The sequence below is a fragment of the Micromonospora sp. WMMD812 genome, from assembly GCF_027497215.1.
Lineage (GTDB): Bacteria > Actinomycetota > Actinomycetes > Mycobacteriales > Micromonosporaceae > Micromonospora.
This window is the reverse complement of sequence record NZ_CP114904.1, coordinates 6,361,804-6,387,656: the sequence shown is the minus strand read 5'-3', so window position 1 is coordinate 6,387,656 and position 25,853 is coordinate 6,361,804. Positions and strand designations below refer to the sequence as shown.

General features: G+C 73.9%; 24 protein-coding genes. 15 read left to right on the top strand and 9 right to left on the bottom strand.

Annotated features, from left to right (window positions below):
• The first annotated feature begins 13 nt into the window (after positions 1 to 13).
• The 6 genes from O7603_RS29590 to O7603_RS29565 all read left to right on the top strand — a co-directional run bounded on the left by O7603_RS29590 (position 14) and on the right by O7603_RS29565 (position 6,442).
• Entirely contained in the window at positions 14 to 1,705 is a 1,692-nt protein-coding gene (locus O7603_RS29590) for a GAF domain-containing sensor histidine kinase (protein WP_281573001.1), read from the top strand.
• A gap of 7 nt (positions 1,706 to 1,712) precedes the next feature.
• Positions 1,713 to 2,381: a response regulator transcription factor gene (locus tag O7603_RS29585; protein WP_007072219.1), complete on the top strand. Its 669-nt coding sequence runs from the start codon at positions 1,713 to 1,715 to the stop codon at positions 2,379 to 2,381.
• Positions 2,382 to 2,571: 190 nt separating this feature from the next.
• On the top strand, positions 2,572 to 3,381 hold the full coding sequence (locus O7603_RS29580; protein ID WP_281573000.1) for an SAM-dependent methyltransferase: 810 nt from the start codon (positions 2,572 to 2,574) through the stop codon (positions 3,379 to 3,381).
• A gap of 88 nt (positions 3,382 to 3,469) precedes the next feature.
• Entirely contained in the window at positions 3,470 to 5,137 is a 1,668-nt protein-coding gene (locus O7603_RS29575; RefSeq protein ID WP_281576862.1) for a bifunctional diguanylate cyclase/phosphodiesterase, read from the top strand.
• A gap of 40 nt (positions 5,138 to 5,177) precedes the next feature.
• On the top strand, positions 5,178 to 5,801 hold the full coding sequence (locus O7603_RS29570) for a TetR/AcrR family transcriptional regulator (RefSeq protein WP_281572999.1): 624 nt from the start codon (positions 5,178 to 5,180) through the stop codon (positions 5,799 to 5,801).
• A complete protein-coding gene (locus tag O7603_RS29565) occupies positions 5,771 to 6,442 on the top strand; it encodes a lysophospholipid acyltransferase family protein (protein ID WP_281572998.1) in 672 nt (223 codons plus the stop codon). Before O7603_RS29570 ends, O7603_RS29565 begins: the two co-directional genes overlap by 31 nt.
• A gap of 73 nt (positions 6,443 to 6,515) precedes the next feature.
• On the opposite strand, the gene O7603_RS29560 is transcribed toward O7603_RS29565, so the two are convergent.
• The 4 genes from O7603_RS29560 to O7603_RS29545 all read right to left on the bottom strand — a co-directional run bounded on the left by O7603_RS29560 (position 6,516) and on the right by O7603_RS29545 (position 11,035).
• On the bottom strand, positions 6,516 to 7,640 hold the full coding sequence (locus O7603_RS29560) for a glycosyltransferase family 4 protein (RefSeq protein WP_281572997.1): 1,125 nt from the start codon (positions 7,638 to 7,640) through the stop codon (positions 6,516 to 6,518).
• Positions 7,637 to 8,896, bottom strand: a complete 1,260-nt coding sequence (locus O7603_RS29555; RefSeq protein WP_281572996.1) for a M48 family metallopeptidase — start codon at positions 8,894 to 8,896, stop codon at positions 7,637 to 7,639. Before O7603_RS29555 ends, O7603_RS29560 begins: the two co-directional genes overlap by 4 nt.
• Before the next feature lie 225 nt (positions 8,897 to 9,121).
• Entirely contained in the window at positions 9,122 to 9,343 is a 222-nt protein-coding gene (locus tag O7603_RS29550; RefSeq protein ID WP_281572995.1) for a hypothetical protein, read from the bottom strand.
• 198 nt (positions 9,344 to 9,541) lie between these two features.
• Positions 9,542 to 11,035, bottom strand: a complete 1,494-nt coding sequence (locus O7603_RS29545) for an NYN domain-containing protein (protein ID WP_281572994.1) — start codon at positions 11,033 to 11,035, stop codon at positions 9,542 to 9,544.
• A 127-nt stretch (positions 11,036 to 11,162) separates the two neighbouring features.
• Here O7603_RS29545 and O7603_RS29540 point away from each other — a divergent pair, with 127 nt between their 5' ends.
• The 5 genes from O7603_RS29540 (at position 11,163) to O7603_RS29520 (ending at position 16,631) form a co-directional block, all read left to right on the top strand.
• Positions 11,163 to 12,920, top strand: a complete 1,758-nt coding sequence (locus O7603_RS29540; protein ID WP_281572993.1) for a DEDD exonuclease domain-containing protein — start codon at positions 11,163 to 11,165, stop codon at positions 12,918 to 12,920.
• Between the two features lie 129 nt (positions 12,921 to 13,049).
• Positions 13,050 to 14,840, top strand: a complete 1,791-nt coding sequence (locus O7603_RS29535) for a RelA/SpoT family protein (protein ID WP_281576861.1) — start codon at positions 13,050 to 13,052, stop codon at positions 14,838 to 14,840.
• Positions 14,841 to 14,892: 52 nt separating this feature from the next.
• A complete protein-coding gene (locus O7603_RS29530; RefSeq protein WP_281572992.1) occupies positions 14,893 to 15,435 on the top strand; it encodes an NUDIX domain-containing protein in 543 nt (180 codons plus the stop codon).
• Complete coding sequence (locus tag O7603_RS29525) at positions 15,432 to 16,307, top strand: sugar phosphate nucleotidyltransferase (RefSeq protein WP_281572991.1); 876 nt, start codon at positions 15,432 to 15,434, stop codon at positions 16,305 to 16,307. The genes O7603_RS29530 and O7603_RS29525 overlap by 4 nt, the downstream gene beginning before the upstream one ends.
• Positions 16,308 to 16,343: 36 nt before the next feature.
• Complete coding sequence (locus tag O7603_RS29520) at positions 16,344 to 16,631, top strand: Lrp/AsnC ligand binding domain-containing protein (RefSeq protein WP_281572990.1); 288 nt, start codon at positions 16,344 to 16,346, stop codon at positions 16,629 to 16,631.
• A gap of 108 nt (positions 16,632 to 16,739) precedes the next feature.
• On the opposite strand, the gene O7603_RS29515 is transcribed toward O7603_RS29520, so the two are convergent.
• The 5 genes from O7603_RS29515 to O7603_RS29495 form a co-directional block, all read right to left on the bottom strand.
• The gene (locus O7603_RS29515) at positions 16,740 to 17,450 is read right to left on the bottom strand and encodes a DUF4142 domain-containing protein (protein WP_281572989.1); all 711 of its coding nucleotides are present in this window, start codon (positions 17,448 to 17,450) and stop codon (positions 16,740 to 16,742) included.
• 264 nt (positions 17,451 to 17,714) lie between these two features.
• Positions 17,715 to 19,346, bottom strand: a complete 1,632-nt coding sequence (locus tag O7603_RS29510; protein ID WP_281572988.1) for a cytochrome b N-terminal domain-containing protein — start codon at positions 19,344 to 19,346, stop codon at positions 17,715 to 17,717.
• Positions 19,343 to 20,431 (bottom strand): Rieske 2Fe-2S domain-containing protein, encoded by a 1,089-nt coding sequence (locus O7603_RS29505; RefSeq protein WP_281572987.1) that lies wholly within the window; start codon positions 20,429 to 20,431, stop codon positions 19,343 to 19,345. Before O7603_RS29505 ends, O7603_RS29510 begins: the two co-directional genes overlap by 4 nt.
• A 67-nt stretch (positions 20,432 to 20,498) precedes the next feature.
• Positions 20,499 to 21,335 carry a cytochrome c gene (locus O7603_RS29500; RefSeq protein ID WP_281572986.1) on the bottom strand — a complete coding sequence of 279 codons (837 nt, stop codon included), beginning with the start codon at positions 21,333 to 21,335 and terminating at the stop codon, positions 20,499 to 20,501.
• Positions 21,336 to 21,407: 72 nt separating this feature from the next.
• Positions 21,408 to 22,007, bottom strand: a complete 600-nt coding sequence (locus tag O7603_RS29495; protein WP_281572985.1) for a heme-copper oxidase subunit III — start codon at positions 22,005 to 22,007, stop codon at positions 21,408 to 21,410.
• 108 nt (positions 22,008 to 22,115) lie between these two features.
• Between O7603_RS29495 and O7603_RS29490 the strand changes: the two genes are divergently transcribed.
• The 4 genes from O7603_RS29490 to O7603_RS29475 all read left to right on the top strand — a co-directional run bounded on the left by O7603_RS29490 (position 22,116) and on the right by O7603_RS29475 (position 25,532).
• Complete coding sequence (locus O7603_RS29490; RefSeq protein ID WP_281572984.1) at positions 22,116 to 23,060, top strand: cytochrome c oxidase assembly protein; 945 nt, start codon at positions 22,116 to 22,118, stop codon at positions 23,058 to 23,060.
• Between the two features lie 165 nt (positions 23,061 to 23,225).
• A complete protein-coding gene (locus tag O7603_RS29485; protein ID WP_281572983.1) occupies positions 23,226 to 23,621 on the top strand; it encodes a hypothetical protein in 396 nt (131 codons plus the stop codon).
• An 85-nt stretch (positions 23,622 to 23,706) separates the two neighbouring features.
• Positions 23,707 to 24,753: an anthranilate phosphoribosyltransferase gene (trpD, locus tag O7603_RS29480; RefSeq protein ID WP_281572982.1), complete on the top strand. Its 1,047-nt coding sequence runs from the start codon at positions 23,707 to 23,709 to the stop codon at positions 24,751 to 24,753.
• A gap of 572 nt (positions 24,754 to 25,325) precedes the next feature.
• Entirely contained in the window at positions 25,326 to 25,532 is a 207-nt protein-coding gene (locus tag O7603_RS29475; RefSeq protein WP_281572981.1) for a hypothetical protein, read from the top strand.
• The last annotated feature ends 321 nt before the right edge of the window (positions 25,533 to 25,853 follow it).

Here is a 25,853-nt window from a genome sequence, read left to right as displayed (position 1 = left end):
TACGATCCGTCACGTGCCCGCCTCGACACCCGCCCGACCTCAACCGCATCCCCTCGCCACGGCCGCGCGAGTGGTGATGCTGGCGCTGGTCGCCGTGCTCACCCTGTTCGCGACCCGTGACGCGGCCCAGCTCTGGTGGATCGCGTTGCTGGCGATCGCCGGGCTGCCCGCCCTGCTGGCGACGCAGCACCGGCTGATCGGCCCGCTCAGCCGGGTCGCCGAGGTGGTCGTGCTGGGGCTGGCCGCGAGCCAGGTCGCGGCCGTGTCGCTGGTCGGCGGCTCGATCGACGGCCTCGGCGCGTCGGCGGTGCTGCCGTACCTGGCGGTGCCGGTGACGGTCACGGCACTGCGCCGGCGGTTCCGGGAGGGCGCCGCCCTGCTCGGGGTCGCCGCGGCCACCCTGCTGCTCAGCGGCGCGCTGACCGAGGTCGACGGCGGGCGGCAGCTCGCCCAGCCGGGCTACCTGGCGGTCTGCGCGCAGTGGCTGATCCTGGCCGCCCTCGGCCTGTACGCGGCGCGCACCCTGCACCGGGTGATGGCGGCGCGGGGGGAGGGCAAGCCCCAGCCGTACGCCGAGGCGACGCGGCTGCTGACCCAGCTGCGCACGGTCGCCCGGCAGCTGCCCGGGGCGACCCTGGACCCGGGCGGCATCTCCGAGCATCTGCTAGAGGAGCTGCGTACCGTCGCACCGAGCGGCCGGGCCGCCGTGCTCTCGGCCAGCGGCGGGGGCCGGCTCGTCGTGCTCGCCCAGGTCGGGGTCGACCGGGTGGACTGGGAGACCACGCTCGACGCGGACTCGGCGATCGCCGACGCGTGGGCCAGCCAGCAGCCGCAGACCGCCGCCCGCTCGCAGGCCCGCTCGCACCGCGGCGGCGACGTGTCCGCGCTGATCGTGCCGCTGGTCGCCGGGGTCCGTACGGTCGGCCTCGTGGTGCTGGAGGCCGACGCGGCGCACGCCTACCCGCCGCCGGTGGTGTCCCGGGTGACCGCGCTGACCGGCCCGGCCACGCTGCGGCTGGAGGCCGCGCTCCTGTTCGACGAGGTGCGCTCGCTGGCGACCAACGAGGAGCGGCAGCGGCTGGCCCGGGAGATCCACGACGGGGTGGCCCAGGAGCTGGTGATGGTGGGCTACGGCATCGACAACGCCATGGCCACCGTCTTCGACGACGCCGAGGAGACCGCGGAGGCGCTGCGCACCCTGCGCGGCGAGGTGACCCGGGTGATCACCGAGCTGCGGCTGAGCCTGTTCGAGCTGCGCAGCGAGGTCGACCGGCACGGCGGCCTGGCCGCCGCGATCGCCGAGTACGCCCGCACCGTCGGCGCGTCCGGCGGGCTGCGGGTGCACCTGTCGCTGGACGAGTCCACCGCCCGGCTCCCCGCGGCCACCGAGGCCGAGTTGCTGCGCATCGCCCAGGAGGCGGTGACGAACGCGCGCAAGCACGCCGGGGCGTCCAATCTGTGGGTCACGTGTGAGGTCGACCCGCCGTACGCGCAAATAGAAGTGTCGGATGACGGTCAGGGGATCGCTGACCAGCGCCCCGATGGGCGGTACGGTCTTGCGATCATGGCCGAGAGGGCGGAACGTATCCGGGGCCGGTTGGAGATCCGACCCCGGCAACCGAGCGGCACGACCGTGGCGGTGGTTCTCGGCACCTCGCCCCGGCGCGATAACGTGCGCGGTAGCGCAGCAGCAGAAGGGGAGTAACCCGAGGATGACCACAAGTCCGACACCGGCCACCCGTACCAAGGTCCTCCTTGTCGACGATCACGACCTGATCCGGAAGGGCCTGCGGCACGCGTTCGAGCGCGACCGGCAGTTCGAGGTCGTCGGTGAGGCCGCCACGGCCGCGGAGGGGGTACGCCAGGCGGGTGCGCTGCAGCCGGACGTGGTGATCATGGATCTGCGGCTCCCCGACGGCAGCGGCCTCGAGGCCACTCGCGCGCTGCGCAAGTCCAGCGCGTCGATGGGCATCGTGGTGCTCACCATGTACGCCGGCGACGATCAGCTCTTCGGCGCTCTGGAGGCCGGGGCCAGTGCCTTCGTGCCGAAGACCGCGCCGGCCGACGAGGTGGTCGCCGCCGCCCGGCACGCCGCCTCCTCCCCCAGCGCGTTCACGGCGGCCGACCTGGCCGAGGCGATGAAGCGGCGGCTGGCCCCGTCCGGCCCGCAGCTCTCCCCGCGCGAGGGTCAGGTGCTGCGGCTGCTCGCCGACGGCATGAGCGTTGCCGGGATCGCCAAGCAGCTCTTCGTCAGCGAGTCCACCGCCAAGACCCACATCTCGAAGCTCTACGAGAAGCTGGGTGCGGCCAACCGGGCCCAGGCGCTGATGACCGCGCTGCGGCTCGGCCTGCTCGAGGCCCCGGACGCCCCGAAGTTCTGATCCGTCCCGTCCCGGGACGAGACCCATGACGCGAGATCCGCGCCGGCCGGCGGCCGGCGCGGATCTCGCGCATCGACCGACGTTCGCGCCGTCACGCTGACGCGCTATGGTCACCCGGGCCCTCGGAGGGGCAGAATACCGCGGTGGTCCGTGGGCGACGGCGCCCGCGCGTCGGCACGAGGGGTGAGGCATGCAGCGGCCGGACTGGGCACCCGAGACCATCGACATCGAACGCCCGAGCGTCGCCCGCATGTACGACTACTACCTCGGCGGCTCGCACAACTTCGCCGCCGACCGGGCCGCCGCCCAGGCGATGGTCGCCGCGGTGCCGGAGGCGCCGCTGATGGCCCAGGCCAACCGGGCGTTCCTCCGCCGGGCCGTGCAGTTCCTCGTCGAGGCGGGCGTCCGCCAGTTCCTCGACATCGGCTCGGGCATCCCGACCGTCGGCAACGTGCACGAGATCGCCCAGCTCGCCGCCCCGGAGTCGCGGGTGGTCTACGTGGACGTCGACCCGGTGGCGGTGGAGCACAGCCGGGAGATCCTGGCCGGCACCGACCGGGCCGCCGTGGTGCAGGAGGACCTGCGCAACCCGGAGCGGATCCTCGCCCACCCGGACGTACGCCGGCTGCTCGACTTCGACCAGCCGGTCGCGGTGATGGTCGTGGCGGTGCTGCACTTCGTCTCCGACGACGACCGGCCGGCCGAGATCCTGCGTACCCTGCGCGAGGCGTTGGCGCCCGGGAGCTTCCTGGTGCTGTCCCAGGCCAGCGACGACGGCCGCAGCGAGGACGAGCGCGCCGAGGCGGAGCGGGTGTACCGGCGCACGGACAATCCACTGTGGGTGCGCGGCCGCGCCGAGCTGACCGCCCTCTTCGACGGGTTCGAGCTGGTGGAGCCGGGCGTCGTCTGGGTGCCGCAGTGGCGCCCGGAGTCGCCGGACAGCGCGGAGGACGCCGAGCGGGCCGTCTTCATGGGCGGCGTCGGGCGGCTCGGTGGATGAGTCGCCCGCGGCGACGCGGGTGGCGTCCCCGCCCGGGACGTTCGCCCGCGCCTGGGCCAAGGCGGTCTCCGGCACGAGCTACCTGCCGATGCCCCAGGCCCAGTTGGAGGCGCTGCTGCAACGGCTCACCGAGCAGCTGGCCGGCGCGCTGCTGACCGAGCCGTTCGACCTGCGGCCCGGTTACCGGGTCGGCGCCGAGCTGGTCGCCAACCACATCGCCTCGGCCGAGGGGCTCGGCCGCACCGTCGAGGTCGTCCAGCTCCGGCTGGTTCGGGACCTGGGCCTCGTCGCCGACGACGTCGAGGACCGGATGGCCCGGCTGCTGGCCGCGGTGGCCACCGGGTACGCCCGGGCGCTGCGCGACCGCACCCTCGACGAGCAGGAGTCGATCCGCCGGGCCGCGATGACGGCCCGCACCCAGGCGGAGCGCGCGTTGCGGGCCAGCGAGGCGCGCTTCCGCCACCAGGCCACCCACGACCCGCTCACCGACCTGCCCAATCGGACCCTCTTCACCGAGCGGCTCGCCGCCGCGCTCAACGAGCCGGGCCGGGGAGCGGAGCGGATCGGGCTCTGCTTTCTCGACCTGGACCGGTTCAAGGTGGTCAACGACTCGCTCGGGCACCAGGTCGGCGACCGGCTGCTCACCATGGTGGCCAGCCGGCTCCGCCACGCCCTCGACGGGCATCTGGTGGCCCGGCTCGGCGGCGACGAGTTCGTCGTCCTGGTCGAGCGGACGGGTGGCACCGACGACATGGTCGCGGTGGCCGACACTGCCCTGGCGGCGGTCCGCGAACCGGCCGTCGTGGACGGTCACGAGCTGAGCGTCACGGCGAGCATCGGGATCGTGGACCGGACGGTCGCCGGCACCACCCCGGGGGACCTGATGCGGGCCGCCGACAGCACCCTGCACTGGGCGAAGGCCGCCGGCGGGGCGCGCTGGGAGGTCTACGACGCCGACCGCAACCGGCGGGAGCTGGCCCGGTACGCGCTCTCCGCGGCCATCCCGGCCGCCCTGGAGCGGGGCGAGTTCTACCTGGAGTACCAACCACTGACCTCGCTGCGCGACGGCGCCCTGCTCGGCGTGGAGGCGCTGGTCCGGTGGCGCCACCCGGAGCTGGGGGTGCTGCGGCCGGACAGCTTCATCGGGCTGGCCGAGGAGACCGGGCTGATCGTGCCGCTGGGTGGGTGGGTGCTGGCCGAGGCGTGCCGGGAGGCGGAGCGCTGGTCGGCGGGGGTCGTGCCGGCGCCCTTCGTCAGCGTCAACCTGGCCGTGCGCCAGGTGCACCGGCCCGGCCTGGTGCAGGAGGTGCGCGGCCTGTTGCAGCGCACCGGGCTCCCGCCGGACCGGCTCCAGCTGGAGATCACCGAGAGCACCATGATGAGCACCACCGAGGAGCCGGCGCGGGCCCTGCGGGTCCTCGCCGACCTGGGCGTACGGATCGCCATCGACGACTTCGGCACCGGCTACAGCAACCTCGCCTACCTGCGGGACCTCCCGGTCACCGAGCTGAAGGTGGCCGGTGAGTTCGTGGCCGGGTTGCGCGCCCCGGCGGCGGAGCCGGCCAGCCGCACCGACGAGCGGATCCTCGCGTCGCTGGTGTCCCTCGCGCACGCGCTGGACCTCACGGTGACCGCCGAGGGGGTGGAGACCGCCGGGCAGGCCGAACGGCTGCGGGCGATCGGCTGCGACGCCGGCCAGGGCTGGCACTTCGGTCGGCCGGCCTCCGCGGAGCGGATCCTGGAGCGCATCGGCTGAGCCGTAGACAGTGTCTACGAATTCCTGGTAGACAGTGTCTATGAGCGAGCGCGAGGCGGACGTCCGGTCGCGGCTGGTCGCCGCCGGGGTGGACCTGGTGCTCCACGAAGGACTGTCCGCGGTCTCCCTGCGGGAGATCGCCCGCCGCGCCGGCGTCTCCCACGGCGCGCCGCGCCGGTACTTCCCCACCCACCTCGACCTGCTCTCCGCGATCGCCCGCCAGGGCTACGCCGATCTCGCCGCCCGGGTCGCCGACACGGTGCGCGACGCCGCGCCGGACCCGCGCGCCCAACTCGTCGCGCTCGGCCGCGCCTACCTCGACTACGCCGCCGCGCACCGCGGCATGTTCGAGCTGATGTTCCGGCACGACCTGCTCAACAGCGGCCGGCTCGGGCTGCGGGACAGCAGCCTGCCCCTGTTCACCCTGCTGGTCGACCTGGTCGCGCGGGTACGCCGGCCGGCCGACGCCGCCGCCCCGGTGCTCGCCGGCGCGCTCTGGGCCAACCTGCACGGCATCGCCCAGCTGTGGGCCTGGGGCAGCCTCCAACTGGCGACCGGCGCCGACGACGAGGCGCTGCTGCGGGCCGCGCTGGAAGCCCACCTCGGCCCATCCCCGTCCCCCTGGGAGGAACCGTGCCCCTGCTGTACGACCTCAGCAAGCTGACCGTCGGCACCGCCCTGCGGCTGGGCTGGCGCCCCCGCGTGGAAGGGCTGGAGCACGTGCCCCGGCACGGCGGCGCGATCCTCGCCGGCAACCACCTCTCGGTGGCCGACGAGCTGTTCCTTGCCACCGCCACCCCCCGGCACGTCGCCTTCTGGGCCAAGTCCGAGTACTTCTCCGGCCGGGGCCCGCGCGGCTGGCTCAGCCGGCGCATCGTCAGCGGCATGGGCGCCATCCGGGTGGAGCGCGCCGGCGGCCGGGCCGTGCTCGCCGCGTTCGACGCCGCGGTGCCGGTGCTGCGCGCCGGCGGCCTGGTCGCCGTCTACCCGGAGGGCACCCGCTCGCCCGACGGGCGGCTGCACCGGGGCCGCACCGGGGTGGTCCGGCTGGCCCGGGACGCGGAGGTCCCGATCATCCCGGTCGGCGTGCTCGGCACCGCCGAGGTGCTCCCCATCGACGCCCGCCTGCCCCGCCGGCACCCGGTGACGCTGCGGTTCGGCCCGCCGATCCTGGTCGCCGGTCGCGTTCAGGGACCGCGGGACATCCGGGAGATCACCGACGAGGTGATGGCGGCGATCCAGCGGCTGACCGGCCAGGAGTACGTCCCCCGGTACGCCCCGCAGCGCGCGACCCTGGCCGCCTGACCCGGGCCGCGCTCCGGTCGGCCCGTCGCGCCGGGGGCACGGCGCCGCCGCAGGGCCGGCGGCGGGCGGATGCTCAGCCGGCGAGCAGGGCCGCCATCCGCTGCGCCTGGGTCTCCCAGCGCCACTCCCGCTCCACCCAGGCCCGCCCGGTGGCACCGAACTGGCGGGCGAGGTCCCGGTCGGCGAGCAGCCGGGACACCCGGTCGGCGAGCTGGGCGACGTCCCGGCCGCGGACCACGTAGCCGGTCTCCCCCTCGCGGACCGCGTCGGGAGCGCCCCCGGAGTCTCCGGCGACCACCGGCAGGCCGGTCGCGGACGCCTCCAGGTAGACGATGCCGAGCCCTTCCACGTCGAGGCCCCGGTTGCGGGTGCGGCACGGCATCGCATAGACGTCACCCGCCGCGTAGTGCGCGGGCAGCTCGGCCGACGGCACCGACCCGGTGAAGACCACGTCCCGTTCCACGCCGGTCTGCCGGGCCAGCTTCTCCAGCGCCGTCCGGTACGGCCCGCCGCCGACGACGAGCAGCGCGGCGTCGGGCACCCGGCGGCGGATCTCCGGCATCGCCCGGATCAGCATGTCCTGACCCTTGCGCGGCACCAGTCGGGACACGCAGACCACGACCGGCCGGTCGGCCAGCCCGAGCCGCACCCGCACCGGCTCGCCGTCGACGGACGGGTGGTAGGTGTCCACGTCGACCCCGGGCGCCAGCCGGTGCAGCTCGGTCAGCCCGTGCAGCGCCCGGTCCAGCCGGGTCCGCGTGTACTCGCCCAGGTAGGTGGTCACGTCGACGCCGCGACCGATCCGGCGCAGCGCGGCCCGGGCACCCGGCAGCGCCGCCCAGCCGATCTCGTGCCCGTGCGTCTGCGCCACCACCCGCCGGATCCCGGCCCGACGACGCAGCCCGGCGGCGAGCAACCCGAGCGGGGCGGCCGCGCCGAACCAGACGGTGTCGCAGTCGTACGCCCGGGCCAGCCGGGCGGCCCGCCGGGCCACCAGCGGGGTGGGCAGGAGGATCCGGGTGCGCTCCCGGACCACCTCGAACGGCTGGTCGGCGTCGAACTTGTCCGCGCCTCGCCAGCTCGACGCGTAGACCACCATGGAGCCGGAGGGCTGGCGCGCCGCGAGGTTGTGCACGAAGGACTGGATCCCGCCCGGACGAGGCGGAAAGTCGTTCGTGATCAGTAGCGTCCGGCTCATCTGCCGGCCTCCCTGGCGTAGGCGCGGGCGGCGGCCATCCGCTCGACCGTGGACGGGTGGCTGGCGGAGTAGAGGTACTCCCAGCGGGGTGGGTCGGGGTCGGAGAGGTTGACCGAGGACAGCCGTCGCTGCATCGACTCGAACGCGGCCGGGTCGCCGGTCAGGGTCAGCGCGTGCGCGTCGGCGCGCGCCTCCACCCGGCGGGAGATCAGGGCCTGGACCGGCGCGGCGACCAGCCCGACCACCGTGACCAGCGCGACGAGCAGCGGGAACGCGCGCGGTTGGGCCACCGAGTCGACGCCGGCCAGCCGCAGCAGCGGGGCCCACGAGCCGATCAGGTAGAGCGCGACCACCGCCGCGGCGGCGCCCAGCGCGCCGGTCAGCGTGCCGACCGTGACGTCCCGGTCCCGGGCGTGCCCCAACTCGTGCGCCACCACCGCGGTCACCTCGGCCGGGGGCGCCTGACGCAGCAGCGTGTCGTAGACCACCACCCGCCGGGTCGGCCCGATCCCCGAGACGTACGCGTTGACCGCCCGGGTGCGCCGGGACGCGTCGGCGACCAGCACGTCCCGCACCGGCACGCCGTCGCGGGCCGCCATCGCCATCAGCTCGGTGCGCAGCGGCCCGGGCTCCATCGGGGTGAACCGGTTGAACACCGGCTCCACCAGCACCGGCAGGATGAAGGAGAGCAGCACCACCAGCCCGGCCGCCCCGGCCGCGCCGAACGCCCACCACCAGCGGGGCGCGAGCCGGATGACGGCGTAGAAGCCGAACAACGCCACCGCGCCGATCACCGCGCTCACCGCGTACGACTTGAGCAGGTCGACGGCCCAGCCGGTCCAGCCGTTGGTGCTCAGCCCGTAGCGGGTGAGCACGGCGTGGCGCCAGGCGGCGAACGGGAGGGTGACCAGGTCGGCGACGAGCACCACGGCCAGCCCGCCGAGCACCGCCTGGGCGGCCCAGTGCCCGCCGAACGGCCGGCCGGCCAGCTCGACCAGCCGGCTGCCGAGCGGCGTCAGCCCCAGCACCAGGGCGACCAGCAGGCCGACGGCGAGCGCGGCGTAGCCGCCCGGGCGCAGCGCGGCGCGGAACTCCCGGCCCCGGGCCACCTGGTCGGCGGGGAGGTCGCGCAGCGCGGCGAGCTGGTCGGCGCGAGGCGCCGGCGGACGGTGCCAGGGAATCAACAGCGCCGCGGTGACGACCAGCGCGACGGCCAACCCGGCCAGGGTCACCAGCGCCCAGCCGCGCGGGGTCATCCGGACACCCCGTCGCGCGGGCGCCCGCTCCCGCGCCGCCGTACCCGCGTCATGCCGCCGCTCCTCCCGCTGTGAGCGCCCATCCTATGGCCCGCCGCCCCGACCGCGGCGGCGGTGCCCGACGCCCGCGCCGGGCGGTACGCGTGGCGCGGTGGGCGCGCCGCGCCCGTCGCTCGGCGTTGATCGCCGTGAGCGGCGGCGGAACCGGTCACCGGGCGGGGATGCTCAGGCCACTCGCGGGCGGCGGGCCGGTCGGGGCCGGTCTGCGGGTCGCCGGGGCGTGGACAGCACCTCCACCTCGAAGCCCGCCCGGGCGAACACCTCGATCGCCCGGTGCTCGGCGGCGCCGAGGTCGGCGGCCGGGGACCGGTCGTCGAGCAGCGCGGTCACCAGGCAGCCGGAACAGCCGGCACCCCGGTTGCCGCACCGGTCGCAGTCGATGAGCATGTCGCCTCCCGGGAAGCGTGGGCGGCGACCGGGGCGCGACCAGAGTCGCGCCCCGACCACCGTCGGTCATCCCGACGCTAGCCCCGACGTACGACAAAACGGCCCACGGGTGACCAACAGCGGTCTTGGGGCGAAGACGTCCTCGGAGGGATCATTTCCCACCAGGAGCCGCCCGGCGGACGGCCCCGGGACGGGAGATCAGGAGCGCGCCAGCCGGCGCAGCAGCGAGTCGGCACCGAGCGGGTACGCGCCGTGCCGGCGTACCCCGTCGGCGACCTCCCGGTCGGAGGAGACCACCACCACCGGCCGGCCCGGCGGCTCGGCGCGGACCAGGCGACGGATCAGCTCGTCGGCGGTCTCGCCCTTGCGGGAGAAGAGCACCCGCACGCCGCGCGGCGCGGGCGGCAGCCCGTGGATCCGCTCCGCCCCGTCGAAGACCACGGTGACCTCGTCGCCGGTCTGCGCGGCGATCCCGCCCAGCCCGGTGATCAGGCGCTTGCGCTGCTGCTCCAGCGACATCTCGCCGAAGCCCCGCTTGGTGACGTTGTAGCCGTCCACCACCAGGTGCGCGCGGGGCAGCGCGAGCAGCTGGTCCAGCCGGGCCGGGTCGTCGGTGTCCCGGGCCTGGGTGGCGGCGCCGGCACCGGTGGCCACGGACTGGTCGGTGAACGCGTCGGCCACGAAGTCGGCCGGCAGCTTCTCCACCGGGTCGAGGGCCAACTCCCGGCGCAGCCCGACGGCGGCCTGGCCGATCGTCTCCAGCAGCAGCCACAGCCGGGCGTCGTCGACCGAGCGCGCCTCCTTGGCGCTGGCCCGGGCCACGCCCGCCGCCGCCTCCGCCTCGGCCAGTCGGGCCCGGGCCCGCCGCAGCTCGGCGTCGGTGTCGGCGGCCGACCGGGCCGCCCGGCCGCGCTCGGTGGCGAGCAGCTCGTTGGCCCGGCGCTCCCGGGCCTGGGTCTCCCGCAGCGACCGGGCCAGCTGCCGGGACTCCTCGCGCAGCTGGCCGAGCTCCTCACGGACCCGGGCCAGCTCGTCGCGGAGCTTCTCCGCCTCGACCCGGGCCACCGCCCGGTCGTGCTCGGCCCGGGTGGCGCGCTGCTCGGCCTCGCGGACCAGCTCGGCGACGACCGCGCTGTCCGCCTCGGCGCGGACCGCGGCGCCGCTCGCCTCGATCAGCTCCCGCCAGCCGCGCGGCCGGGCCAGGTAGGCCAGCGCGGCCACCTCGACCGGGTCGGCGACGGCCGGCGCCGTGCCCTCCACCACGGCCGCGCCGAGGTCGCCGGCGTCGGCCAGCACCCGGGCGGTGACCCGCTGCCGGAAGAGCGGATCGGCGGTGAGCTGCGCGGCGATCGCCGGGGCGCCCAGCCGGGCGCGGCGGTTGGGGGCGAACTTGGCCACCCGGCGCAGCGGCACCGGGACCTCGTCGGCGGGGAGGCCGGGCAGCACCGTGGCGGTGAGCGCCACGATCCGCTGCCGCACCGGCTCGGGCAGGACGGGCTCCGCCTCGGCCGCGGTGCCATCGTCCGGGTCACGGGCCACGTCGTCCGCGTCGGGACCGACGGCGGGGGCGGCGGCCGGGACCCTGGACTCCGGATCACCCACGGCGGCCCCGCCGAGCTCACCGGCGTCGCGCGCGGCGGCGACCTGGTCCTCCGACGGGAGGTGGTCGTCGTACGGCTCGGTGAGGGGCATGTGGCAAGTCTCCCACCGCGACCGGGCTCACCGCCCGGTGAGTGAGCCGATCTCTCATCCTAGCCCCGTGACAACCAGTGGGGCGGCTGGGACGGGAGTGTCGGACCGGGACGCTAGCGTGCCGCGGATGGCACAGGCGGAGTACGTCCAGCAGGCGCTGGCCGGTCTCGACCCCACCGTGGGCGGCGGGATCGACCCGGCCCTGCCGCTCTACGCGACCACGTTCGTCGTCGTCGACCTGGAGACCACCGGCGGCGCTCCGGACGGTGGCGGGATCACCGAGATCGGCGCGGTCAAGGTGCGCGGCGGCGAGCAGCTGGGCGTGCTCGCCACCCTGGTCAACCCGGGGCAGCCGATCCCGCCGTTCATCACCGTGCTGACCGGCATCACCCAGGCCATGCTGGTCCCGGCGCCACCGATCGAGCAGGTGCTGCCGAGCTTCCTGGAGTTCATCGCCGACGCCGTGCTGGTGGCGCACAACGCGCCCTACGACGTGGGTTTCCTCAAGGCGGCCTGCGCCCGGCACGGCTACCGCTGGCCCAACCCGCGGGTGCTGGACACGGCCGCGCTGGCCCGCCGGGTGCTGACCCGCGACGAGGTGCCCAACCGCAAGCTCGGCACCCTGGCGGCCTACTTCCGCACCGCCACCCAGCCGACCCACCGCGCGCTGGACGACGCCAAGGCCACCGTGGACGTGCTGCACGGGCTGATCGCCCGCCTCGGCGGGCACCGGGTGGAGAGCATCGGCGACGCCATCGAGTTCGCCCGGGCGGTGACGCCCACCCAGCGCCGCAAGCGGCACCTGGCCGAGGGGCTGCCGAAGTCCCCGGGGGTCTACATCTTCCGGGCCGCCGACGACCGTCCGCTCTACGTGGGCACCTCCGGCGACATCGCCACCCGGGTGCGCAGCTACTTCACCGCGGCCGAGAAGCGCGCCAGGATCTCCGAGATGCTCGCCGCGGCCGAGCGGGTCGAGGCGGTGGAGTGCGCGCACTCGTTGGAGGCCGAGGTCCGCGAGCTGCGCCTGATCGCGGCGCACGCCCCGCCGTACAACCGGCGGTCGAAGTACCCGGAGCGGATGGTCTGGCTCAAGCTCACCGACGAGCACTACCCCCGGCTGTCCGTGGTCCGCGGCATCTCCCCCGCCGACCGGTCCTACCTCGGCCCGTTCACATCCCGCCGGGCGGCCGAGCTGGCCGCGGCGGGCTTCCACGACGCGGTGCCGCTGCGACAGTGCACCCACCGGCTCTCCCTGCGCACCGTCACGCCGGCCTGCGCGCTGGCCGAGCTGGGTCGCTGCGCGGCACCCTGCGAGCACCGGATCACCCCCGAGGAGTACGACGACCGCGCGAGCGCGCCGTTCCGCACCGCGACCTCGCACGACCCGCAGGTGGTGGTGGACGCGCTGTTGGCCCGGATCGAGGTGCTCTCCCGTGACCAGCGCTACGAGGAGGCGGCGGTGGTCCGCTCCCGGCTGGCCGCGGTGCTGCGGGCCTCGGTGCGGATGCAGCGGCTGGCCGCGCTCGCCGGGATCGCCGAGCTGGCCGCGGCCCGGCCCGCCGCCCGGGGCGGCTGGGAGCTGGCGCTGGTCCGGCACGGCCGGCTGGCCGGCGCCGGGGTGTCCCCGCCCGGTGTCCATCCGCGACCGACGCTGGCCGCCATCCGGGCGACCGCCGAGACGGTCCCACCCGGGCACGGCCCGGTCCCCCGCGCCTCGGCAGAGGAATCCGAACGGATCCTGTCCTGGTTGGAGCGACCCGAGACCCGGCTGGTCGAGATGTCCTCCGGATGGTCGTCCCCGGTGCGTGGCGCGGCCCGCTTCCGCGACCTCCTGGCCAAGGCCGACGGCGCCGCGTCCCACCAACTCTCGACCGAACGCTCATGACCAACTGACCGATCGGACTACGTCGACTCCCTTAGGCTGTTAGAGAAGTGCAGTCCTGCCCGATTCGTGGGCCTGCTCCCGGTTGCCGGGCCACCGGCGCCGCGGGGCCGGGGTGAGGAGGTGTCCCTCGTGGACGTCGACGCCGGACACGGCGCCGCCCTGGGGGGCGCCCTTCCGAGCCAGCCGGGCGAGCTGCCCCTGACCCGCCGGCTACGGTCGCTGCTCACCTGGCCCACCACCGAGAGCGAGCCGGTCAGCCAGCTGATCCGGGTCCACCGCGGCATCCACTCCGGCGCCGACCCGGCGGTGTTGCGCCGGGCGTACACCATCGCGGAGAACATGCACCGCGGCCAGTTCCGCAAGAGCGGCGAGCCGTACATCACCCACCCGCTGGCGGTCGCCCAGATCTGCGCCAACCTGGGCATGGACACCATGACCCTGGTCGCGGCGCTGCTGCACGACACGGTGGAGGACACCCGCTACACGCTCCAGGCCCTGGCGGAGGACTTCGGGCGCGAGGTGGCCCACCTGGTCGACGGGGTCACCAAGTTCGACAAGGCGTTCTACGGCAAGGCGGCCGAGGCCGAGACGATCCGGAAGATGATCGTGGCGGCCGGCAAGGACGTCCGGGTCCTGATCATCAAGCTGGCCGACCGGCTGCACAACATGCGCACCCTGGGCGTCCGGTCGGCCGCGTCCCGGGAACGGATCGCCCGCAAGACCCAGGAGGTGCTGGTCCCGCTCTGCGACCGGTTGGGCATCCAGACGCTCAAGCGCGAGCTGGACGACGTGGTGCTGCTGCACCTGGAGCCGGAGGAGCACGCCCGGATCGCCCGGCACGTGCACGACCGGCCCGGCTGGGACGCCTACCTGGAGGACGTGGTCGCCCGGGCCAAGGTGGCGCTGCGGCGCAGCCGGGTCGACGCCGAGGTGACCCCGCGCCCCCGGCACCTCTACTCGATTTGGAAGGACACGGTGTCCGGCGGTCACGCGGCCCCGTACGACCTGCCGCGCATCGCCGTGGTGGTCGACGGTCCGGCCACCGACTGTTACGCCGCGCTCGGCGCGATCCACGGCATCTGGCGCCCGGTGCCGGGCCGGTTCAAGGACTACATCGCCTCGCCGAAGAACAACCTCTACCGGTCCCTGCACACCAGCGTCCTCGGTCCGAAGGACCGCACGGTGGAGGTGCTGATCCGCACGGAGGAGATGCACCGCTCGGCCGAGTACGGCATCGCCGCCGACTACCGCTTTCCGCGGACCGGCGGCGGAGCGGCGGCCCACGCCGAGCAGCTGGCCTGGCTGCACCGGGTGCTCGACTGGGAGCAGGACGCCGCCGACCCGGCCGAGTTCCTCCAGTCGCTGCGCTGCGACCTGTCCGAGACGCAGGTCCAGGTCTTCGCCGACGGGCGGCAGGTCGTGCTCCCGGCCGGCGCGACCCCCGTCGATCTCGCCTACGAGCTGGACACCGACCGCGGCGACCACTGCCTCGCGGCGCGCATCAACGGCCGGCTGGCGCCGCTCTCCTCCGAACTGGAGGAGGGCGACGTGGTGGAGATCTTCACCGAGAACGACGTCGACAACGGCCTCGAGGCCGAGGCGGCGGCGCGCGGCCCGCGCCGGGAGTGGCTGGGCTTCGTGAAGTCGCCGCACGCGCAGATGCAGATCAATCGTTGGTTCGCCGAGCACACCGAGCCGGGCATCACGATCAGTGACAAGGTCCGCCTCGGCCGGGCCACGATCGGGCTCGCGCTGCGACAGCACAACCGCGGGCTCGCCAGCGATCTCCCCTTGCTGCGGCTCGCCGAGGAGCTGGGCTACCCCGACCTGGAGACCCTGCTGGTCGCGGTCTTCGACCGGGTCGTCGAACCGGACGACGTGGTCCGGCAGCTCATCGACCTCGTCGACCACCGACAGTGACGGCCGGCCCCCGGCGGGCGCGAGCGGCACTCGGGACCACTAGCCTGGACTCATGATCCCCCGCTCCCGCGCCACCGGTCGGGCCGTCGCGTACCAGGTCTTCTACCGGCTGCCGCTGCCGGTACGACGCCGGCTGGTCCGGCTGGCCGTGCCGAAGTACATCGTCGGTGCGGTGACCCTGGTCCGAGACACGGAAGCGGAGGGTGCGGGCCGGCTGCTGCTGCTCCGGCAGCCGCCCGGGCACAGCTGGACGCTCCCCGCCGGCCTGCTGCAACGGGGGGAGGCGCCGGTGGTGGGCGCGGCCCGCGAACTGCACGAGGAGTCGGGCATCCGGCTCGCCCCCGCCCGGCTGCGGCCGGCCGTGCCGAACGCGATCGTGCACGCCAAGGGCTGGGTGGACATGGTCTTCGAGACCGAGGTGCCGGCGTCCACCACGGAGCTGACGGTCGACGGCGCGGAGGTGTTCGAGGCCGCCTGGCATCCGCTGGACGACCTGCCCCGGCTCAGTTGGCCGACGGCGCGGCTGCTCGCGTACTACGGAATCGGCCCGTTGGTCGGGCAGTTCCCGCCGCCGGTGCTCGGCGCGGAGGAGTGACCGTGGCCGCGGCCGGCACGGACGGCGTCTGCGCCGTGGTGCTCGCCGCCGGCGAGGGCACCCGCCTGCGGCCGCTCACCGAGCGGCTGCCCAAGGCGCTCTGCCCGGTCGGCAACCTGCCGTTGCTCGACCGCGCGCTCGCCCGGCTGGCCGGGCTCGGCCTGGCCGGGCCCGACCGGGTCGCCGTGAACGCCTGCTACCTCGCCGACCAGGTGGTCGCCCACGTCGGAGGGCGCGCGCACCTGTCGGTCGAGCCGGGTGACCCGCTCGGCACCGCCGGAGGCGTGGCCAACCTGCGGGACTGGATCGACGGCCGGCCCGTGCTTGTCGGCAACGCGGACGCGTATCTGGCGGACCCGGCCGCCCCACCGGGCCCGGACATCGCCGCGCTGCTCGACGGCTGGGACGGCCAGGAGGTACGCCTGCTGGGCCAGCCGGCCCCCGACCCGGCGGCGCCCGGGACGTTCGACGGGCACGTCTTCACCGGCTTCTCGCTGCTGCCCTGGCGGCTGGTCCGCGACCTGCCGGCGGGCTTCGGCGACCTGGTGCGCGCGGTGTGGCGGCCGGCCGAGGCGGCGGACGCGCTGACCGTGGTGCCGTACCGGGGGACGTTCTACGACACCGGCACCCCGGCCGACTACCTGGCGGCCAACCTGCATGCCGCCGGCGACGGCCTGGTCGACCCGGCCGCCACGGTCACCGGCACGTGCCGTGAGTCGGTGGTCGGCGCCGGCGCGGCGGTGCACGGGGAGGTCGACCGGTCGGTGGTGTGGCCCGGCGCGGTCGTCCGGGTCGGCGAGCGGCTGCGCGAGGTGATCCGGGCCGGCGACGACCTGACCGTGCCGGCCGCCCGCCCCACCGCGAGGACTTAGCATGGGCGACGACGCCGACGAACGGAGAAACGTCCCGTGATCACCGCGATCGTGCTGATCGACTGCGCCACCGACTCGATCCCCGAGGTGGCCGAGACCCTGGCCAACCTGCCCGGCGTCAGCGAGGTCTACTCGGTGGCCGGGCACGTCGACCTGATCGCCGTGGTCCGGGTACGGGAGTTCGAGCAGATCGCCCAGGTGATCGCGGGCAGCATCTCGAAGGTCCCGGGCGTGCTCAACACCGAGTCGCACATCGCCTTCCGGGCGTACTCGCAGCACGACCTGGAGGAGGCGTTCGCGATCGGCCTGGCGAACGCCGACTGACGACCGGCGGTTTCGCGCCGGCACCGACCAGGGGCGGGCCGTTCCCGCCCCGTACGCACGGAGGCCGGCCCACCCCGAGGGTGGACCGGCCGCCGATGCCGTCCGACGTCAGCTCACGCCCGGAGCCGGCGTCTCGGTGGTGCCGCCACCCGGGGCCGGCGACTCGGTGCCGCCACCCGGAGCCTCGGTGCCCGGCGACTCGGTGCCCGGCGATTCGGTGCCCGGCGATTCGGTGCCCGGGGACTCGGTGGTGGCGCCGGGGCTCGGCGTACCGCTGGCGCTGGCCTGCGGAACCGGGATGCCCAGCTGCTGGGCCAGCTGGACCAGCTCGTCATAGTGCGCCTGGAGGACCGGCAGCGAGGTCTGCGCCAACTGGACCACCGACTGCTCGGAGCCCTGCGAGATCTCGGTCTGGGTGGCCTGGATGGCCTGGACGTGGCCGGCCAGCTGCGCGGTCACCCACTGCCGGTCGAACTCGGCACCGCTCGCGTTGTTCAGCTGGTCGATCACGGCCTGCTGATCCGCGGTGGGCGCGTTGGGCAGCTGCACGTTGAGCTGGGAGGCGGTCTGCTGCACCGTCTGGTCCAGCTGGGTGTGGTCGGTCACGAACATCTTGCCCAGGTCCTTGACCCGCTGGTTCTGACCCTTCTGCTGGGCCAGCTCACCCGTGGTGATCTCGAACAGGTTGACCTGGTGGATCGCCTGCAGGTACTGGGTGTCCTGCGACGACGGCTGTGCCGCGGCCTGCGCGGCCGCGGCGGGCGCGACGCCGACCACCACCAGCGCGGCCAGCAGGCCGAAGCGTTTGATACCCAACATGCTTCCTCCCCTTGAGACGTTGGACCGCACGGATACCCGGCTCACCGGGGTTATTCCTGCGATCGCCCGACGCGAGGGACGGTGGGAGTCGGGCGGGCCGTCCGGCTCCGGACCGGACCGCCGCCGCTCGGGGGTACGGCCCGGTCCCTACGGGGGTGTCCGGATCGGCAACTCGCGGCGGGCACGGCCGGGCCGTCCCGGGGCGGAAACGGACGTGGCGCCCGCCGGAGGATCCGGCGGGCGCCACGTCGAGGTGGGTCAGGGTCAGCGACGGCTCTCGCCGCTGCCGATCTCCGCGTGCTCCGGTCGGGGCTCGACCGGCGGGTGTCCCGGCGAGACCGGCGCCTCGGCCGGCTTCTCGATGGGGTAGAAGAAGCCCCGGATCGCCGGGCCGAGGGCACCGAGCCGGTTCATCTTCTTCGGCACGACCCAGCCGGCGTACTCCAGGGCGCCGTGGCCGTCGGCGTGCCCGTCCGCCGCGCTGAGCGGCTGGTGCACCTCGACGAACCGGCCGTCCGGCAGCCGCCGGATGATGCCGGTCTCGACACCGTGCGCCAGCACCTCCCGGTCGTGCTGCTGGAGGCCCAGGCACAGCCGGTAGGTGAAGTAGTAGGCCAACGGCGGCACCACCAGCAGGCCGATCCGGCCCGCCCAGGTCATCGCGTTCAGGCTGATCTGGAACTTGTCCGCGATGACGTCGTTCGCCCCGGAGAGGGTCAGCACGACGTAGAAGGAGACGGCCATCGCGCCCACCGCGGTCCGGGCCGGAACGTCCCGGGGCCGCTGGAGCAGGTTGTGGCTCTTGCGGTCCTTGAGGTGCCGCGCCTCCAGGAACGGGTACATCGTGGAGAGGCCCACCAGGATGCCGGGCAGCACGACCGTCGGCCAGAACAGCGGCGGAATGACGTACCCGTCGCCGATCGGAATGTTGATCTGCCAGGCCGGCATCAGTCGGGTCGAGCCGTCCAGGAACATGACGTACCAGTCGGGCTGGCTGGCGGCGGAGACGACCCACGCCTCGTACGGGCCGAAGAGCCAGATCGGGTTGATCTGGAACAGACCGCCCATCAGCGCGATCACGCCGAAGACGACCATGAAGAAGCCGCCCTGCTTGATCGCGTACCGCGGGAAGAAGCGCTCGCCGACCACGTTCTGGTTGGTCCGGCCGGGGCCGGGCCACTGGGTGTGCTTCTGCTTGAAGACCAGGCCCAGGTGGACCGTGATCAGCGCCAGCAGCAGGCCCGGGATGAGCAGCACGTGGGCGATGAAGAACCGGCTGATGATGATGGTGCCGGGGAACTCCCCGCCGAAGACCGACGAGGTGACCCAGGAGCCGATCACCGGGATGGACAGCATGATCGCCGAGGCGATCCGCAGGCCGGTGCCGGAGAGCCCGTCGTCCGGCAGCGAGTAGCCGGTGAAGCCGGCCAGGAAGCCGACCCAGAACAGCAGCGAACCGATGATCCAGTTCGTCTCGCGCGGCTTGCGGAACGCGCCGGTGAAGAAGACGCGCAGCATGTGCACGACGATCGCGGCCATGAACAGCAGCGCCGCCCAGTGGTGCATCTGCCGCATGATCAGACCGCCCCGGACCTCGAAGGACAGGTCCAGGCTGGAGGCGTACGCGGCGGACATCGGCGTGCCACGCAGCGGGGCGTAGCTGCCGTTGTAGACGACCTCGGTCATCGACGGCTCGAAGAAGAAGGTCAGGAAGACCCCGGTGAGCAGCAGGACGATGAACGAGAACAGGGCGATCTCGCCGAGCAGGAAGGACCAGTGGTCCGGGAAGACCTTGTTCAACAGCCGGCGCAGCGGGGTCGCCACCTGGAAGCGGTCGTCGACCGCCGCCGCGGCCTTGCCCGGCTCCGCCGCCAGAGTTAACTTACGACGCTTCATGGCCGCTCCCAGAAGTCTGGCCCGACGGTCTCGGTGAAGTCGGACTTCGCCACGAAGAAGCCCTCGGCATCCACCTCGATCGGCAGCTGCGGCAGCCGCCGGCTGGCGGGGCCGAAGACCGGCCGGGCGTTGTCGGTGATCAGGAACTGCGACTGGTGGCACGGGCAGAGCAGCCGGTTGGTCTGCTGCTCGTAGAGGCTGGCCGGGCAGCCCGCGTGCGTGCAGATCTTGGAGAACGCCGCGTAGTTGCCCCACATGTAGTCGCCGTGGCCGACCCGCTCGTTCGCCTGGCGCGACTCGCGCGCGTCGGAGTCCCGCAGGTGGATCAGCAGGGTCGGCGAGTCCGCGTGCCGGTTGCTGACGCCGTGGTCGACACCGGGGAAGACGGTGAGCTGCCCGCCCGCGCTGATGTCCGCCGGGCGGATCGGGCGGCCGTCCTCGCGGACCAGGCGGATCCGCTGGCCGCCCTCGGCCGGGGCGAACCCGGTGGTGAACATCTGGTTGTTCTTGTGCGGGTCGGAGATCAGACCGCCGACCAGCGGCGCGGCGACGACCGCGCCGACCGGCGCGAGGCCGGCCAGCAGCGAGATGCCGAGCAGCGGCCGCCGCTTCAGGCCCATCTCGTCGGCCACGTAGAGCATGGTCTGGCCGGTGATGGTGCGGCCTTCTTCGTCGACCGTGCCCTCGTGCCGATCCTGGATCGACACCTCCTTTGGCATCAGCTTCTTGCCCCAGGTCAGGATGCCGAAGCCGATACCGAGCAGGGCGAGGCCCAGGGTGACGCCGAGCAGCGGGGTGAAGAGCTTGTCACCGCCGCGGCCGGGAGCGTACTCCCACGGCCACCAGATGTAGACGACGAGGAAGATGGTCGCCACCAGGCCGGTCAGCAGGAACATCCCGGCGACCAGACGGACCAGTCGGCGCTCGGCCTTCGAACCGGAGACGACCTGCGGCTCGTAGTGGACGATCTCGATGTCGTCCCGCCGGGCGCCCTCGCGGACGATGTCGAAGCGGGTCAGCCCGGGGGCGTTCACGTCGAGCGGTTCCCGGCCCTGCTGGGCCTGGTGCTCGGTGTGCGTGCTCATGCCGTCACCTCGTTACCGGCGGTGCCGAGCCGCGGCACCGCAGCACTGAATCGAAAGATCCGCTCGGTCACGACTTGCCCGCAATCCACAGGCTAGCGAAGACCAGCGCGACGATGCCAACCAGGAAGATGGCCAGACCCTCGGTCGAGGGACCGTAGCGGCCGAGGTTGAAGCCGCCCGGGTCCTGGTCGTGCTTCAGGGTCTCCTGGATGTAGGCGATGATGTCGGCCTTCTGCTCCGGGGTGATCTGGTTGTCACCGAAGACCGGCATGTTCTGCGGGCCGCTCAGCATGGCGGCGTAGATCTGCCGGTCGCTCGCCGGGTGCAGGCTCGGGGCGAACTTGCCCGAGGAGAGCGCGCCACCGCCACCGCCGAAGGCGTGGCACTGCGAGCAGTTGATCCGGAACAGCTCGCCGCCGGCCGCCACGTCGCCTTCCGAGCGCAGGTCGTCGCCGTTCGGCACGACCGGGCCGCCGCCGAGCTCCTGGATGTACTCGCCCAGCTGGCGGGTCTGCTCGTCGGTGAAGAGCGGGGGCTTGCGGTGCGCCTGGGCCTCCTGCCGGGCCAGCGGCATCCGGCCGCTGCTGACCTGGAACTCGACCGAGGCCGCGCCGACGCCGATCAGGCTCGGCCCGCGGCCCTCGACACCCTGCGCGTTGCGACCGTGACAGGTCACACAGCTCACGTCGAACAGCGCCTTGCCCTCGGCGGCGGCGCCGGTCAGCGTGGGGTCGTCCTGCGCCTGCGCGCCGGGGGCGAAGACGGTGTATGCGCCGCCGGCCAGCATCAGCGCGGCGAGCAGCCGGACCGCGGCACCCAGCCGGCGGCGGCCCCTGCTGCGCGCTGCGGGCCGCTCGCGCAACCGCGCGAGCAGACCGCGTCGGCGGTCGTTGTCAGAAGTCATGACCTGTGTCCTTAACCGGTTGGACCTTGTCTCAGGGGACGGAGCAGCGGCGCTGTTCGTGACGCGCCAAGATCACTGAAGCCAGTAGATCATGGCGTAGAGCCCGATCCACACGACGTCGACGAAGTGCCAGTAGTACGACACGACGATCGCCGAGGTGGCCTGCGCCGGGGTGAACCGGCCCATGGTGGTGCGGATCATGAAGATGATGAAGGCGATCAGACCGCCGGTCACGTGCAGACCGTGGAAGCCCGTGGTCAGGTAGAACATCGACCCGTAGCCGTCGTGGTTGATCTTGACGCCCTCGTGCACCAGCGTGCGGTACTCGTTCAGCTGGCCGAGCACGAAGATCAGGCCCATCACGAAGGTGATCGTGAACCAGCGCCGCAGCGCATGCACGTCGCCCCGCTCCGCGGCGAAGACACCGAGCTGGCAGGTCACCGAGGACAACACCAGGATCACCGTGAAGGTGGTCGCGTACGGGATGTTGAGGACCTCGGTGTGCTCCGCCCACTGCTCCGGCGCCGCCGCGCGGATGGAGAAGTACATCGCGAACAGCGCCGCGAAGAACATGAGTTCGCTGGAGAGCCACACGATCGTCCCGACGCTGACCATGTTGGGTCGGGTCAGGGAGTGGATCCGGCTCTTGTCAATGGCTGGGGCCGCAGTCACGCGGTCATTATTGCCCCTGACCGGCGGTCACGATCAGCGGGGGGCCAAACCGGTGGTCAGGGTGGCCCGATAGTGGAGGTCCGGTTCGCCTGGCCTAGCCTGAAAAGCGTGCAGCACGTCGATTCGATCTTCGCCGCGACCTCGGCGGTCTCACCGGCCGCGAGCAGCGCCAACCTGCCGCCGTTCTCCGTCACCTCGGTGTTCACCGAGACGCGGCTGAACAGCTGGCTCACCCTGCTGCTGGTGGTCGCCGCCGGGCTTTACCTCTACGGGGTGCACCGACTGCGGATCCGCGGCGACCGGTGGCCGATCGCCCGGACGGTCTTCTTCCTCGGCCCCGGCCTCGGCGGCATCGCGCTGGTCACCGCCACCGGCCTGGAGGCGTACGACACGGCGCTGCTGAGTGTGCACATGGTCCAGCACATGGTGCTGTCGATGATGTCGCCGATCTTCCTGGCGCTGGGCGCGCCGATGACGCTGGCCCTGCGTACGCTGCCGCAGCGCCCCCGCAAGCGACTGCTCGCGATCGTGCACAGCCGGGTCGCCCGGGTCTACAGCTTCCCGCTTGTGGCGTTCACCATCTTCGTGGTCAACCCGTTCGCGCTCTACTTCACCGACCTGTACCGGTACACGCTGGAGCACGCCTGGGCGCACGAGCTGGTGCACGCGCACTTCATCATGACCGGCTGCGTGTTCTTCTGGCCGCTGCTCGGCCTCGACCCGCTGCCCGGCCGGTGGCCGTACCCGGCCCGGGCGCTGCTGATGCTGCTCTCCGTGCCGTTCCACACGGTGCTCGGGCTGACCATCATGCAGAGCAGCACCCTCTTCGGCGGCGACTGGTATCCCTCGCTGAACCTGTCCTGGTCGAACCCGTGGGACGACCAGGTGCTCGCCGGCGGCATCCTGTGGGCCGGCGGCGAGTTCGTCAGCGTGACGATGCTCGGGGTGCTGGTCGTGCAGTGGGTCAAGCAGTCCGAGCGCGAGGCCCGGCGGGTCGACCGCGAGCTGGACCGGCAGGAGGCCCGCGAGCGCGCGGCGGAATCCGCCGCCTGAGCAGCGGCGACGGTACGCCCCGGGCGGGACGTCACGTACGTCACGTCGACCGGTACGATCAGCGGGCAGCTACGAGGTGGGAGCCGGTCGAGCCATGAGCGAACGAATCTTCAGGCTCGGCGCGGTGGCGCCTCCGGACGGTACGGAGCGAAGCGGAGTGTCGGCATGAGTGATCGTCAGTGCACCGTCCTGCTCTACAGCGACGACCCGGACGTCCGTGACCGGATGCGGCTCGCCGTCGGCACCCGGCCCGCGCCCGGCCTCGAGATCGAGTTCGTCGAGTCGTCGACGTACGCGGAGGTCGTCCGCCTGGTCGACGACTACGAGATCGACCTGCTGCTGCTCGACGGCGAGGCGACCCCCGGCGGCGGTCTCGGCATCGCCCGCCAGATCAAGGACGACCGCGAGGACGCGCCGCCGACCTGCGTGGTGATCGCCCGCGCCGCCGACCGATGGCTCGCGGCCTACGCCGAGGTCGACGCCACCCTGGTCCACCCGCTCGACCCGGTGACCACCGGAACGACGGTGGCCGAGCTGCTGCGGACGCACGCACCCGCCTGACGTCCCCGCTCCGGCACCGCCAACGGCGCCGGACCGACCGGCGCCGGTTCATCCCACCCGCATTCGCACGCTCGGGAGGCCCGCGATGGGCGATCGGACCTGGCCGCACCTGCTCAACGCGCTGCTGCGCGGCGAGGAGCTCTCCACCGCCGACACCGCCTGGGCGATGGGCGAGATCATGGCCGGCTCGGCCACCGCCGCGCAGGTCGCCGGGTTCGCAGTCGGGCTGCGGGCCAAGGGCGAGACGTCCGCCGAGCTGGCCGGCCTGGTCGAGGCGATGCTCGGCCGGGCGGTCCCGGTCACCCTCTCCGAGGAGCTGCGTTCCACCGCCCTGGACGTGGTGGGCACCGGCGGTGACCTCGCCCACACGGTCAACATCTCCACCATGGCCGCGCTGGTGGTCGCCGGCGCCGGCGTACGCGTCGTCAAGCACGGCAACCGCGCCGCCTCCTCCTCCTGCGGCACCGCCGACCTGCTGGAGTTCCTCGGCGTACCGCTGGATCTCGATCCGGACGGGGTCGCCCGCTGCGTCACCGAGGCCGGCATCGGGTTCTGCTTCGCGGCCCGGTTCCACCCGGGCATGCGACACACCGGCCCGGTCCGGCGCGAGCTGGGCGTGCCCACGGTGTTCAACTTCCTCGGCCCGCTGACCAACCCGGCCCGACCCCGGGCCGGCGCGGTCGGCTGCTTCGACCCGCGGATGGCCCCGGTGATGGCCGGCGTGTTCGCCGCCCGGGGCGACTCGGTGCTGGTGATGCGCGGCGAGGACGGGCTCGACGAGTTCACGACCGCCGCACCGACCCGCGTCTGGGTGGCGCAGGGCGGCACCGTCCGGGAGGCGGTGCTCGACGCGACCGACCTCGGGGTGGCCCGGTCCACCCTCGCCGACCTGCGCGGCGGCGACGCGGCCTTCAACGCCGGCGTGGCGCGCCGGTTCCTGGCCGGCGAGCCCGGCCCGGTCCGGGACGCGGTGCTGGTCAACGCCGCCGCGGCGCTGGCTACCCAGGGCCCGCTGGACGGCGACCTGACCGACGCGCTGCGCGCCGGCCTGGCCCGCGCCGCCGAGGCGGTCGACTCCGGCGCGGCGGCGGCCGCGCTCGACCGCTGGATCGAGGTCGCCCGCACCTCCTGACCGCTCCCCCACCAACGCACGTTCCCCACGGACGGCCCGACGGCCGGCCCTGGTCGCGCCGACCCGAGCGCGTAGGCCGGTCGGCGGTCGGCCCGGTGCCCCCGGACACGCGGGCCTGCGGCCGGCCCCGAGCCCGGAGGCCGGGGCCGGGGGCCGGGGCCGGGGGCCGGGGCCGGGGGCCGGGGCCGGGGGCCGGGGCCGGGGGCCGGGGCCGGGGGCCGGGGCCGGGGGCCGGGGCCGGGGGCCGGGGCCGGGAGGCCGGGGGCCGGGGCCGGGGGGCCGGGGGCCGGGGCCGGGGGGCCGGGGGCCGGGGTGATCGACTCGACATCAAGAAGGTCGGGGTGTCCCACCGGGCACGACACCTCGGTTTCCTGGAACCCGAGTGGATCGCCGGCTCCGGTCACCGACTCTCGACACGCCAGGCTCCGGTTTCCGCAGGTGGGCGGCCGCAGAGGCGGGCAGGGCCGCCCGGCGGCCCGGTCCTGTCGGACCAGCATGCGAAACTACATCGGAGTGATTCACCTCCGTCGTGTGCGGCACCTGCCGGCGGACCGGAGCGAGAGGAGACGCCCGTGTCGGACCGCGAATTCCACTGTGACACCTGCGAGGGCGTTCAGCCGTTCGAGGCGCCACCGTGCGCCGACGGGCACGGCGCCGACTGCCCCGAGCTGGTCTGCACCGGCTGCGGCGCTGCCGTGCTGATCGCGACGTTCACCTTCCGCACACCGCGGCTCGACGCCCGCCGTCGCCGGCCTCCGGCCCACCGCCACGCCGCCTGAGGGCCCCGCTAACGCCCGACCGCCGCACCGCCCGGCCCCTCCCACTCCCGCAGCTCACCAGGCGCTCGCCGCCCGCGGAATCCCTCGCGATTCGTAGCCCCGTGTGGTGCGGCTCTGCATGCTGCGGCTCGGCATGGTGCGCGGTCCCTCGCCGCCGCCAGATCGCCGAAATGGCGGTGTCCGTCACGCCGGAACACCGCCATATCGCCGACAAGGAGTCGATCAACGCCGCGCATTGGGCGCGCGACGCGAGGGGCGCGCCATGCGAGGGCCGCGCCACGCAAGGGCGCGCCACCCAAGGATCGCGCCACCCACGGACCG